Genomic DNA, 12,368 nt, shown 5'->3' on the forward strand with positions numbered 1-12,368 from the left:
TAATTTTCCGGTTGTAAGTTCTTCTAAAATTTTCAGTTTGAAAGGTTCTGAATACCGTCTGATTACTTTGTCGTTTTTATACATAATGTTTAAAATTATGTAGCCTTTATTCAGGACGGGTCAGAATTGCACACAACGGTCTCGTATAACCGTCAGTTACGGGTTAAAGTACGCAAATTTTTCGGTTTAGCACAGACGTTAGCAATTCCGAGTGGATTCGGACGCAGTCGAATCCGCCGTAATTGCGGTTATACATTGTTGGCATTAGTTATTTCTTGTACTTCTCTAAATGTTTGTCCTTTTGCATTAACCCATTCAGTAAATCCATTGGAGTTTCTTCCTAAAATCATATTCGATGCCGCACTTGGGCTATTGAAAACAGTGTCTTCTGCAAAAATTAGCTTGTCTTTATTTTCTACCATAATTTCAGTTTCAACTAATTTTCTTCTCATATTTCTATAAGTTTCTGTGCAAGAATTCGACAGGTTCTTTTTAGCTTCACTTCCTTTCAGGACTATATAACCTTGGTCAGTTTCTTTCATTGAAGCTTTAAATGTCTTGGTCTTTATAAAATATGTTTCGTGAGTAAAATTAGATTTTTCTATTTCATTTTCAGTTGATTGTTTTACTGTTGACGAAATGAGAAATTTGAAGCCCATAACAGGAAGAATTAACTTAATTTGTTCAAGAAAATATTCCATATCTGAAATGTCTGCCTCGTGTAAAGTCGGTAAACTTGGTGAGTTTCCGTTGTCAATTTGAGCAGTTTTAGCCTCAATCGCTAATTGAACAAGTCTTGATTCCAAATATCTTATTTGTGTTTTAGTCAATAATTCATCTTTACTAACGAAGAAGATAAGTTCTTTAAAATCTTTATTTGGGTCACTCAAATGTTGTTTTAGTCGAGTTTTTATATTTTCAGCTTCTCCAATGTATATTTTTTCATCAAAAGCATCATCAGTTGGGTCTCCTTTTAAACAGTAAATTCCAGGATTATCGAATTCACTTCTGTTCATTATTTTGTTAACAGTTGCTCTTGGACTATAAATTGCTTTTCCTACCCAATTTCCAATTTCACTTAATCTTGGACCGTAAGCAGTTCCATCAATCATATATACTGTTAATTTTTTTCCCATTTATGAATTTCGGTTTTAATTAATGCCAACGGATTCGGCTATGATTAGTGTGGGAATAGGGAAGTGGTGGCTTTCCGATTTAGCACTAAGACGAAGCATTTTGTTTACTTTTATTTTTTTCTGTTCAAAAGTCAAATCAAAATGATTTGACGACTTTATAAAAATACACTAAACTTTGGATTAAATACCAAAACCGCATTAATTATAGCCATTGTTGGCGGTAGTTTTTATTTTTTCATTTTTATATTCTATATAATATTCTCTTTCCTTATTTTCAATAACTGCTTCAAATGGTTCAGGTTTTATTTTTATTGATGTTGGAAACCAAATGTCTTTTAAATTATAGTTTGGCAAAAGAAAAATTCCTTCTTGTGAACCATTTGTTCCAAATCGTTCAATATCTCCTTTCCAGTATTCTGTTTGTAATTCAGTTTGAAGTTGGTCATTTGTCTTTTTAACATTGACAGTTGGCATTCCCATTTCATTTACTCCTAAAACTTTAGAAATATCAAACTCATCAGAATCATCATTTTTCAAATCGTATCGCACAATAAATTCCGCTATATTTCCACTTGCATCATAAAAGTAAAAAGAGTCAGCATTCCAAGATTCAAAATTTTGAACTTTTCTATTATTTTCAATTTGAATTATCTCAGTTCTTTTTTCCATCCACTTTAAGGCTTGGTTCAATTTATTTGAAGGGATTAAAAAACAATAATGATATTTATGTTCTCTTTCTGTTTTTTCAAATGATAATTCACTCCAACCAATTTTTACAGAAAAACAATTAGCATTTTGTTCTAAAACTTCAAACCCTAAAGTCTTTGAGTAAAACTCTAATTCTGATTCTAATTTATTAGTGTAAAGTTTTAACTTCTTAAATTTCATTATCTATTCTATTCAGTTTTTAATTACCGCCAACGTATTTGTATAAGCTTAGTTGCGCTGGAAATCCGCAAGGATTTTCAGATTAAGTAACTAAGATAATAAAAATGCGAGGATTTTCCGCAGGAAAATCAGAAGCAATTAAACTTATACGGTGTTACAAAATGTAGCGACACGTCAGATTGGTTTAAGGTTGAATTTTGTCCGAGTAAAATTTCAAAAATTCAGGTTTGAGTTTTTTAGAATATTCTAACTTAAAATTCTCAAAAAAAAATCGCGAACATTAAACTACGCTTTTTTCAGCCGTTGTAAAATTCCGTAACCTTGCTCAATTCCGCAAGAGTGAGATTACACGTAACGATTGTCAGATTCAGAGTTTTAAAATTCGGAGATTGAGTGTTCCATTCCGCGCGTTGCTTTGGTCAAATTCAGATTTAGTTTTCCATCGGATTTCTCCGAGTCTGAGTGAGTTCGGAGCTATTTTTTGTAACGTGTTTGTATAAGCTTAGTTGCGCTGGAAATCCGCGAGGATTTTCAGATTAAGAAACTAAGATAGTAAAAATGCGAGGATTTTCCGCAGGAAAATCAGAAGCAATTAAACTTATACGGTGTTACAAAATGTAGCGACACGTCAGATTGGTTTAAGGTTGTATTTTGTCCGCGTAAAATTTCAAAAATTCAGGTTTTGAGTTTTTTAGAATATTCTAACTTAAAATTCTCAAAAAAAAATCGCGAACAGTAAACCACGCTTTTTTCAGCTGTTGTAAAATTCCGCAACCTTGCTCAATTCCGCAAGAGTGAGATTCTGCGTAACGATTGTCAGATTCAGAGTTTTAAAATTCAGAGTTTGAGTGTTCAATTCCGCGTGTTGCTTTTGTCAAATTCAGATTTATATTTCCATCGGATTTTTCCGCGTCTGAGTGAGTTCGGAGCTATTTTTTGTAACGCCACCTGTGTATCGCGTAGTGAGGCGCGCCTCACGGAGAGCGATAATCGCGCCTTATTCGCGATACACGATGTTGTCAGTAGTTTCGTGTGGAGTTCACAGGAACCGAAGCAAAACTACTATCACTTTGTTAAGGCGTGATTAACAGGTGGCGTTGGTAAGTAATTAGTGAAAAGGGAGCGTTTGTAAAACGCGGTTTCACGTGCCGCAGGCAATTACTTACCAACGTGTTTGTGTATGGTTAGTTGCGTGGTTAAGCAACTAATTTAGCAAACTTTTACGAACCCGAGAAAATTCCGCAGGAATTTTCGCAAGCAAGCACTTAAAAAGCAATTAATTATACACGTTGTTGTAGCACGTTTTTATTCAGTTTTTAATATTCCTTTATCTTTCAATTCTTTTCTCCAATCACTTATGTATTCTTGTTCCACAAGTTCCATTTTCAGCAAATCCAAATTCAAACCGTTATTGATTTTTATGTTTTTTTCAGTCACACGATATAAATCAGAAATTGCTGGTGGTTCAGCCCATTCCAAAGTGTATTGAAATCCGTCAATTATTAATTCAGATTTAGAGTCAACTTTTAAAATCAGATAATCGTGAAAAATTTTGCTTGTTCCGTCAAATGAATCTCCTTTAAATTCCGAAATGAATACATAAATATCATTTTTTCCTTTTTTTGGTTTAAAGGCTTTTTTCAGTCCGTCATTTTTGTAGATTTCAAAGTCGTCAAAATTCCTAAATGCTTTATAATTAATATCAGAATTTTCAGTTTTTGAAATCAGTTTATATACTTTTTCCTGTCCGAAATTCAGATTGTAAAATAGAATGAAAATGATGATTGTTAATTTCTGCATTTCGTTTTTTCTCAAATGTGCTACAACGGTCTCGTATAACCGTCAGTTACGGGTTGAAGTACGCAAATTTTTCGGTTAAACACATACGTTAGCAATTCCGAGTGGATTCGGACGTAGTCGAATCCGCCGTAATTGCGGTTATACATTGTTGGGTGTAGTTTTTTATTCAGTTATTCTGTTTTTTAAATCCATTTGTCCGTGTAAAATTCTGGTAATTTCAATCGGTTGGTTAATTCGTTTTCGGTAAAAAATAATGTGTCGACTTGTTTTAAGTCCAAATAAATCATTGGTTATTCCAGCATAATTTTTTCCTAATTCAGGGTTGTTAGCAATGTCTTGGCAACTATCTAATAGTAAGTTGTAATATCTGTCGGCTTGTTGTTCAGACCACTTTTCAATAGTATATTGCCAAATTCCAGTTAAATCCTCAACCGCTTTGTTGGTCAGTTCATATTTAGCCATTCTTTTTATGTCTAGCTTTTAATTCCTGAAGATGTTTTTTGGGGTCAAAATCGTGTGCAATTCCGCTGTCAATTCCTTCCTGAATTGCGTTCCTCAAAGCAATAACTTTACTTTCTTCGTTTTCTAAAAGTCGAAGTCCAGCTCTAATTACTTCACTTACATTTTTGTATCGTCCAGCAGAAACTTGGCTACTCACAAATTGATCAAAATAATTTCCGAGTGATATTGATGTGTTTTTACTCATAATTCAAATATTTACTCAAAATTACCAAAAATTGGTATATTTTCCAAATTACACCCAACGCCACCTGTGTATCGCGTAGTGAGGCGCGCCTCACGGAGAGCGATAATCGCGCCTTATTCGCGATACACGATGTTGTCAGTAGTTTCGTGTGGAGTTCACAGGAACCGAAGCAAAACTACTATCACTTTGTTAAGGCGTGATTAACAGGTGGCGTTGGTAAGTAATTAGTGAAAAGGGAGCGTTTGTAAAACGCGGTTTCACGTGCCGCAGGCAATTACTTACCAACGTGTTTGTATATGGTTTGTTGCGTGGTTAAGCACGTAATTTAGCAAATAAAAACCGAATAGAAAATCCGCGAGGATTTTCGTAAGTAGGCTAGAACTAGCAATAAATTATATACGGTGTTAGGTGTCGTTTTTTTTCGTACGTTTTGCTTTTAATAATTCAGAACAAATTTCAATTCCTGATTTTTGTCTTTGTTTGTCAGATAAACAGTCTCCACTTTCGTTATTATTTCTATATTTATTAGGTAATTGTCCTTTTGTTGATGGCGTAAACTTCCAATCATATTTTCTTAAAGCAAGAAAAAGTTGTCTATTTATATAGTAGTCAACTTCTTTAGAATACCTTTCAACTTCTGTGTAATAAAACGCAGAAACCCAACCATCGAAAACATTAGAAATTTTCTTTAATAGAGTAAGCACATTGTAGTCAATTTTACCATTACAAATATCACGTATTTTACTTTTCAACCTTTCTACATTTTCTTTTGATGGATAAAAAGATTTGCCATCAAAAGTGATTGATAAAAAATTAAATGTTGATTTCGACAAGTCAACTATTTTTGTTTTGTCGCAGTCCTCTAAAGGATGAATTTTTAAATCTAGTTTAGTTAAAATATCTAAACTGTCTTGATAGGCTGTTTTACACTCTGTTTCGCTTTTACACATAATGACAAAATCATCTGCATATCTTACCAATAAGTGACCTTTTGCTTTTAAGTATAAATCGAAAGGTGATAAATAAATATTAGATAGAAGTGGTGATAGTGGATTTCCTTGAGGAATCCCAGTATTTAACCCTTCAAAATATTTTTTTTCGTGTTGTTTGATTTTATCTAGTCCTCCAATTTCTTGGTTTAGTGCAGAAATAATTAATTCATTTAAGCTATCATCTGGAAGGTTTGGGAAAATTTGAGTACTTAACAGTTTATCTTTATTAACTTCTCCAAAAAAATTGATTAAGTCAGCTTCAAGCACAACATTGTTTCCGCTATCATAATGTTCTTTTATTTTTTCAATCGCATTTTTAACACCAAGTTCCTTTTGATAAGCAAAGCTTAAACCAGCACTTTTATCTATTGTCTTAAAGAATTGGCTTTCTAATTCTATAGCAATAGATTTCAAAACTAATCTATCAGATATTGTTGGAACTTGTAATGGTCTAAATTTCCCATTAGCTTTGGGAATTAGTACTGCTCGATTTTGTGAGAATTTGTATTTACTTGCTCTTAATTTTTTAGATATGGAATAAATTTTATCATCTAAATTTGCACTAAAATCTTCAATTGAGACATTGTCAATACCAAATGATGATTTATTTGCTTTATTAAGTTTACCCCAAGCTTCTAATAATTTTTTTTTAGAAGAAATTTTTTTTAAAAGTGTTTTTTTCATAAATACATACTTGTGTTGCAAAGACCTTTTGGAAGACAAACTGTCTGTATGACAGCCCCTACAATTTAGACACAGAACCACTTAAGGTTAAATACATCCCAAAGACGTAAATCGTTTGGACACATATTCTCAAAAGGTGTTCTAGGGCAATCCTGACGATAGATTTATGAGTTAACCTAAAGTCTAACGCAAGCTTGAGTTTGAATTCAAGCGTTTTCTCATTGGCGTTGTGGACGGCATTTTTTTGGATTGAGCTTTCTGGCTCAAATTGATGTTCTGATTTGTATTCATTTCATTCAAATTTAAGGTTTTTTCTGACATATGCAAGTTTTTTGCATTTTTTGCAGAAACAGCTTCTGACTGCCTGCGCTCTCTGCTCTTAAAAGAGCTTGGTGCTACTGTTTCCATTGGTATTATGCTGTCATACACAATAGCATCAAACGAGAAGCACACAGAACCACTTAAGGTTAAATACATCCCAAAGACGTAAATCGTTTGGACACATATTCTCAAAAGGTGTTCTAGGGCAATCCTGACGATAGATTTATGAGTTAACCTAAAGTCTAATCCAATATTATTATTTCAATGAACTTATTTTCTGATAGTTAGTCTTTCAATATTTATGCCAATGTTAAATGTCTGCCAGAATGTCTTTTTAAATGACACCTAACGGTCTCGTATAACCGTCAGTTACGGGATTAAAGTTAATGATTTTCGGTTAAGCAATGATGTTAGCAATTCCGAGTGGATTCGGACGCAGTCGAATCCGCCGTAATTCCGGTTATACATTGTTGTGGTGTCGTTTTTTAATTATTCCAATAATCTCCATTAGCAATTTTATTCGAGATACTGTCAATTATTCGCTTGTGTTTTCCAATTTGCTCAAATTCTAGCAACTTTGGATTTTCAGTCAACCATTTTTCAATAATTCCGGAACTCCAAGCTTCAGGTATTTTCTCGTAATTGACATAGTTTGACATAAATATAAATTCGTTTACCATTGATACTTTCTCTTGGTCAAAATCATTTTTAAATCTATTTGCAATTATGTAACCTTGATGGCAACATTGCAAATGTTCAGCATAAAGTTTAGTAAAAATTAAAGTCACATATTTTTCGTGAGCATCTTTGTCAATAGTTCGTAATTCCTTAAATGCTTTAATAATGTCAATCGGAATTGAGTCAAAATTTGCGGAACGTTTTGGTTCGTACTGTTCAGAAAATTCCGCAACGATTTTTTTAAAGTCCTGCGTTTTAATTTCCGATTCAGAGTTTTTAGTTTCCTCAAATTCCGCAACTCTTTCATTTCGCTTATCAATTTGTTTCTGCTTTTGATTACAACTAATCAGCAAAAATAAAATTAGTAAAAAAAGGACTTTGTTTAAATTCACAATGTTTCTATTAAATGCACCACAACGTATTTGTATAAGCTTAGTTGCGCTGGAAATCCGAAAGGATTTTCAGATTAAGAAACTAAGATAATAAAAATGCGAGGATTTTCCGCAGGAAAATCAGAAGCAATTAAACTTATACGGTGTTACAAAATGTAGCGACACTTCAGATTGGTTTAGCATTGCATTTTGTCCGCGTAAAATTTCAAAAATTCAGGTTTTGAGTTTTTTAGAATATTCTAACTTAAAATTCTCAAAAAAAAAAAAATCGCGAAAAGTAAACCACGTTTTTTTCAGCCGTTGTAAAATTCCGCAACCTTGCTCAATTCCGCAAGAGTGAGATTCCGCGTAACGATTGTCAGATTCAGAGTTTTAAAATTCAGAGTTTGAGTGTTGAATTCCGCGTGTTGCTTTTGTCAAATTCAGATTTATATTTCCATCGGATTTCTCCGAGTCTGAGTGAGTTCGGAGCTATTTTTTGTAACGGTCTCGTATAACCGTCAGTTACGGGTTTAAAGTTAATGTTTTTCGGTTAGGAACTGGCGTTAGCAATTCCGAGTGGATTCGGACGTAGTCGAATCCGCCGTAATTGCGGTTATACATTGTTACCTGCTGGCTTTTTTTCATTTATACGCTGTGCTGTAATTCAATTTCTGGCATCTCGTCATATGTTCTGCCATTCAATATTCTGCCATTTTTCTTTTTGTTTTTTCCACCCCATTGTTTAAAAAAGAATGCAACTTCTGACTTTTCGCATTGCTCTTGTATGTCAAGAACCCAATCCGCATCCATTGGTCTTGGATTATGTCCGCTTTCTCCACCAACAATAACCCAGTCAATTTTGTCTAAATTCATATTCGGAAGTGGACCAATTAATGGTTCTAACGAAAGGAATTTAACTCTTGCGTTTGTTTCTCTTAAAAAATCAATTCTATTTTCTACTTTTTGTTCCTCTACTGAAACTCCCATCCAAATATTATGAGTCCATTTTAATTCTTGATGAAGTTCTTTTAATCTTTCAGCTCTTTTGGTTAATACTTGAAAAACGTGTTGAGGATTTTCATTCATTACTTTGAAAACCTTTTTTATAAATTCTAAAGGAATTTTTTCGTGAAATAAATCACTCATTGAGTTTACGAAAACAACTTTTGATTTTTTCCACGTATATGGTGTTTTCAAAGCGTCTTCGTGAGTTCTAACCTCAAAATTATCCTTATACTTTTCTACACCCATTGCTTGTAGTCTTTTGGACATTATTTCTGCATAGCAGAATTTACAGCCTTGAGAAACTTTGGTGCAACCAGTTGTCGGATTCCAAGTCATTTCAGTCCATTCTATACTTGATTGTGCCATTACTTAAGTTTTATAGTTAGTTTATTATAATACTCTTTATATTCTTTATAATTTATATAAAAAGCACCTTTTCTAATTTTAGAATTATCTTCTTTTGATAAATCCAGTCTGTTATCTGATTGTAGCTTTTTCAATATTTGAGTAGAATGCTTGGGCAAAAATCCTTGTCTTAATGTATATTCATAAATTTCTCCATTGGTTCTGCCTTCTTTTAAATAACCAAGTAATAAATCTTCAAGCCTATTAGTCTCTAAAACTGAAAAAAGGGTTGATTGATTACTGTTATATTTCCATCCTCGACCTTGTTCAGTGTCAATATCCCATTTAGTCTCCAACATTTTTTCATAACCTCGAATGTGTGAACTAAAAAAGAATAAACAGAAAACAGTGTTTTCTTCTTTTTTTAATGTAAAACTATCAACAAAATAGTTATTACCAATAAAATCTTGAAATCCTTCCTTTAATGAGCGAATATATTCCCATTCGTTTTTCAGTTTATTCTTAACAATTCCCAATTGTGTGTTGAAATTTTCTAAAACATCAGGTGTTCCAGCTTTTGAGAAACGATACATAAATTGAATAGGTAACCATAGTAAAACTTCTGCATTGTTATCACAGTCGAGCAAGTTTAATATGTGTTCTGCTTTTATCTCTTTATAACCAAAAGGATCAATGAACACAAATGCTTTTGTATCTTTAAACTTTTTAAATTTATTTGGAAGTTCTTCTACAATTTCAAGATAGTCTTTGTTTACTAAATTTAAAGTTCCAAAATTGGGGTAGTGTAATTTATTTTCTTTTATGTGATTGTCAAGTGTTTTAATTCTATCTTGGTCAATATCGTTGAAATGACAATGAATTTTAGGTGATTTTACCACTCTTTTGTCAATGAATTGATAATAAGTTTGTTTTACTTTTTTCAATGCAATTACTGGACTTCCTTCTCCACCGTTTTCATAAACTCCAGGACCACAGAATAAGTCAACTATATGAATTGCTTTTGTGTATCCATCATTGCAAATTATATTTAGATACTTTTGAATATAGTCTCCGAAAAGTTTAACCTTTGCTTCTGAATGGTTTAGTAAATTTATCTGTGATTTCTTATTGCTCATTGGTTTGTTCAGCTTGCAGGTAACGGCTTCGGCTATGATTAGTGCGGGAATAGGGAAGCGGAGGCTTTCCGATTTAGCACTAAGGCGAAGCATTTTGTTTGGGTTTATTTTTTTCTAATTCAAAAGTCAAATCAAAATGATTTGACAACCTTATAAAAATACACTAAACTTTTGATTAAGCACGAAAACCCGTATTAATTATAGCCATTGTTGGGCACAGTATTTTAATATTCAATTTTCAATGTTTTTCCTTCCAAGAACTTTCCTTTTGATTCGGAAATTTTAAGTTTCTGTTGAGCCGAAAGTCCAATAGTTTCTCCGTCTTTTAACGTAACATTGTAAGCTACAACATAATGAGCTAAATTGAACATCATTTCATTTAGTTCTTCTATTGAATTTTTGGACTCAACAATTTCCATTTCCATTTTCCCAAAGTCAGCAAGTCCATATGTATAAACTGATTGTTTTCCGTTTTCTTTCCTTAAACCAAAGTAAATCCAATTATATAAAGGAAGGTCTTCTTCGCTCATCATTTCTACATTTCCTTGATAGAAGTCCTTTTTTAAAACTAAAGTTCTACCTCCAATATAAATTCCAATTGCTTTACTATTATTCATAACTGCAGAAGCAATTTTACTATATAACAAGTTTTCTTGAACTGGATTTTTTCCAGCGTTCATAATTGATAATACAATATGTCCTTTGTGCTTAGATGTTTCTTCAATTCCGTTTTCCCAGAAATAATTGTATTCAACAGTTCTTTCAACTTCTCCTTCTGGAATTGCAGCTGGAATATTTGCTATAGCAACATTATATTCTCCAATTACTAATACAGCAGTTTTGTCATCAGCATCATTGTCATTTACTTTTAGTTTCCATTTTGTTTTTAATTCACTTACAGTTCCTTTTAAGTCAAATGAATTTGGGTCTTCTAAAAGAACCATTCCTAAAATTGCTGAATTTGTGTTTGATTCAGTCTTTTTTTCTTTCTTTAAAAAGCTAAATAATCCCATTGATAGAATTCCGATTAATATTATGATTAGTGATTTTCTCATATTGTGCCCAACGGCTTCGTATAACCGTCTTTTACGGGAAAGTTAGCGAATTATTTCGGGATTAGCACTAATCATAGCAATTCCGAGTGGATTCAGACGGAGTCGAATCCGCCGTAATTGCGGTTATACATTGTTGTACACAGTACTTTTATTTCCATTTTTTTAAAATTTCCTCAATTCCGTTTTTGATTCCGTCATAATAATTTCTTTTTTCAAGTTCGGGAATTATGTTCTTTTCAATTATTTTTTTACGAGTTTTTTCCGATAAAATATTTTTAGTGTCTTTTGCTATCCCAATTCCGACTTCTTTTAGAGATTCGCTCACAGTTATTATGATTCCGCTGTTAGTAAATCCGTTTTCTATATTCCAGTCATTGTTACTCTTTTCACTTGAAGGAACTGTCAAAATCAAAACTTTTTTTCCAGTCTCTCTCTTTAGTCCAACTAAATAATTTTCTAATTCCTCATTTTGTTCTTTTGTAAGTATTTTTTCCAAATCATTCACAAAATTGTCAGGTTTTGCCTTTGTGTTTTCTGGCATATCTGAAAAGTCAAATTCAACTTCAGGCGAATTAGTTTTTACTTTAGTCTTTTCCGAATTATTACAAGCAAATAAGCTTATAAATATAATTCCGATTATCAGTTTTCCTATTTTCATCTACAGGCGCTGGGTATTGTGTACAACGTGTTTGTATAAGAAACGTTGCGATTTTGAGCGCGGCGATTTTCCGAAGGAAAATCGGACGTAAGCAAAAGAGCAAAACGTTTCAATTTAGAACTAAATATAAGCAATGTTTTTTTATACGTTGTTGCAAGTTGTAGTTTTTTCAGAGTTATGTTTTCCACTTGAGTTAAATTCCGAGTTTGAGTAAATTCAGCTATTTTTCGTCCGCAAAGTGTTGTTAATCCGCAAGAGTGAAAATCTGCATATTATTTTTAGTCAGCGTTTTAAAAATTCGCAACCTTGCTCAATTCCGCAAGAGTAAAAGTCAGCGTAATATTGGTCAGATTAAGAGTTTGAGTGAATTTCTCCGCGTGACAATTCAGAGTTTTAATTTGTTAGAAATCAGATGTTTTTAAATTCAGAATTATCCGCATTATCCGCCGTATGAGTGAGCGCTATGTCTAGTCCTGAAATATGGCTACAGGTTAAAGATTGATTTACGCTGTTTTTAAATATACCATATTCGGTGTTTTATAGTCTAAAGATACATGTAATCTTATTTGGTTGTATAGATTAATTGCACT

The 12,368-nt window shown here is 32.7% G+C and carries 12 protein-coding genes; all 12 read right to left on the reverse strand.

The window, feature by feature from the left end; translation table 11 throughout:
* Nucleotides 1-248: 248 nt before the first annotated feature.
* Nucleotides 249-1,112, reverse strand: coding sequence for a GIY-YIG nuclease family protein (locus tag LG651_RS15505; protein ID WP_226697023.1), 864 nt, complete (start codon nt 1,110-1,112; stop codon nt 249-251).
* A 222-nt stretch (nt 1,113-1,334) separates the two neighbouring features.
* The gene (locus LG651_RS15510; protein WP_226697024.1) at nt 1,335-2,024 is read right to left on the reverse strand and encodes a VOC family protein; all 690 of its coding nucleotides are present in this window, start codon (nt 2,022-2,024) and stop codon (nt 1,335-1,337) included.
* Between the two features lie 1,305 nt (nt 2,025-3,329).
* On the reverse strand, nt 3,330-3,824 hold the full coding sequence (locus LG651_RS15515) for a hypothetical protein (protein WP_226697025.1): 495 nt from the start codon (nt 3,822-3,824) through the stop codon (nt 3,330-3,332).
* Between the two features lie 162 nt (nt 3,825-3,986).
* Nucleotides 3,987-4,286, reverse strand: a complete 300-nt coding sequence (locus LG651_RS15520; protein ID WP_010133913.1) for a type II toxin-antitoxin system RelE/ParE family toxin — start codon at nt 4,284-4,286, stop codon at nt 3,987-3,989.
* Complete coding sequence (locus LG651_RS15525; RefSeq protein WP_010133914.1) at nt 4,279-4,530, reverse strand: type II toxin-antitoxin system ParD family antitoxin; 252 nt, start codon at nt 4,528-4,530, stop codon at nt 4,279-4,281. The genes LG651_RS15520 and LG651_RS15525 overlap by 8 nt, the downstream gene beginning before the upstream one ends.
* Nucleotides 4,531-4,934: 404 nt before the next feature.
* A complete protein-coding gene (locus tag LG651_RS15530) occupies nt 4,935-6,206 on the reverse strand; it encodes a reverse transcriptase domain-containing protein (protein ID WP_226697026.1) in 1,272 nt (423 codons plus the stop codon).
* 183 nt (nt 6,207-6,389) lie between these two features.
* Nucleotides 6,390-6,614 (reverse strand): hypothetical protein, encoded by a 225-nt coding sequence (locus LG651_RS15535; RefSeq protein ID WP_226697027.1) that lies wholly within the window; start codon nt 6,612-6,614, stop codon nt 6,390-6,392.
* 398 nt (nt 6,615-7,012) lie between these two features.
* Nucleotides 7,013-7,597, reverse strand: a complete 585-nt coding sequence (locus LG651_RS15540) for a hypothetical protein (RefSeq protein WP_226697028.1) — start codon at nt 7,595-7,597, stop codon at nt 7,013-7,015.
* A 627-nt stretch (nt 7,598-8,224) separates the two neighbouring features.
* The gene (locus LG651_RS15545; RefSeq protein ID WP_123899337.1) at nt 8,225-8,950 is read right to left on the reverse strand and encodes a DUF5131 family protein; all 726 of its coding nucleotides are present in this window, start codon (nt 8,948-8,950) and stop codon (nt 8,225-8,227) included.
* Nucleotides 8,950-10,158, reverse strand: a complete 1,209-nt coding sequence (gene tcmP, locus LG651_RS15550) for a three-Cys-motif partner protein TcmP (RefSeq protein ID WP_226697029.1) — start codon at nt 10,156-10,158, stop codon at nt 8,950-8,952. The genes LG651_RS15545 and tcmP overlap by 1 nt, the downstream gene beginning before the upstream one ends.
* A 131-nt stretch (nt 10,159-10,289) precedes the next feature.
* Complete coding sequence (locus tag LG651_RS15555; protein WP_226697030.1) at nt 10,290-11,120, reverse strand: DUF4261 domain-containing protein; 831 nt, start codon at nt 11,118-11,120, stop codon at nt 10,290-10,292.
* A 148-nt stretch (nt 11,121-11,268) separates the two neighbouring features.
* On the reverse strand, nt 11,269-11,778 hold the full coding sequence (locus LG651_RS15560) for a TPM domain-containing protein (protein WP_226697031.1): 510 nt from the start codon (nt 11,776-11,778) through the stop codon (nt 11,269-11,271).
* Nucleotides 11,779-12,368: the final 590 nt, after the last annotated feature.

It is taken from the genome of Neotamlana sargassicola (assembly GCF_020523965.1).
Taxonomy (GTDB): domain Bacteria; phylum Bacteroidota; class Bacteroidia; order Flavobacteriales; family Flavobacteriaceae; genus Neotamlana; species Neotamlana sargassicola.

Coding starts and splice junctions, on each gene's coding strand:
- LG651_RS15545 (WP_123899337.1), bottom strand. CDS start 8,950: ATGGCACAATCAAGTATAGAATGGACTGAAATGACTTGGAATCCGACA.
- LG651_RS15555 (WP_226697030.1), bottom strand. CDS start 11,120: ATGAGAAAATCACTAATCATAATATTAATCGGAATTCTATCAATGGGA.
- tcmP (WP_226697029.1), bottom strand. CDS start 10,158: ATGCTTCGCCTTAGTGCTAAATCGGAAAGCCTCCGCTTCCCTATTCCC.
- LG651_RS15530 (WP_226697026.1), bottom strand. CDS start 6,206: ATGAAAAAAACACTTTTAAAAAAAATTTCTTCTAAAAAAAAATTATTA.
- LG651_RS15560 (WP_226697031.1), bottom strand. CDS start 11,778: ATGAAAATAGGAAAACTGATAATCGGAATTATATTTATAAGCTTATTT.
- LG651_RS15525 (WP_010133914.1), bottom strand. CDS start 4,530: ATGAGTAAAAACACATCAATATCACTCGGAAATTATTTTGATCAATTT.
- LG651_RS15505 (WP_226697023.1), bottom strand. CDS start 1,112: ATGATTGATGGAACTGCTTACGGTCCAAGATTAAGTGAAATTGGAAAT.
- LG651_RS15535 (WP_226697027.1), bottom strand. CDS start 6,614: ATGGAAACAGTAGCACCAAGCTCTTTTAAGAGCAGAGAGCGCAGGCAG.
- LG651_RS15520 (WP_010133913.1), bottom strand. CDS start 4,286: ATGGCTAAATATGAACTGACCAACAAAGCGGTTGAGGATTTAACTGGA.
- LG651_RS15515 (WP_226697025.1), bottom strand. CDS start 3,824: ATGCAGAAATTAACAATCATCATTTTCATTCTATTTTACAATCTGAAT.
- LG651_RS15510 (WP_226697024.1), bottom strand. CDS start 2,024: ATGAAATTTAAGAAGTTAAAACTTTACACTAATAAATTAGAATCAGAA.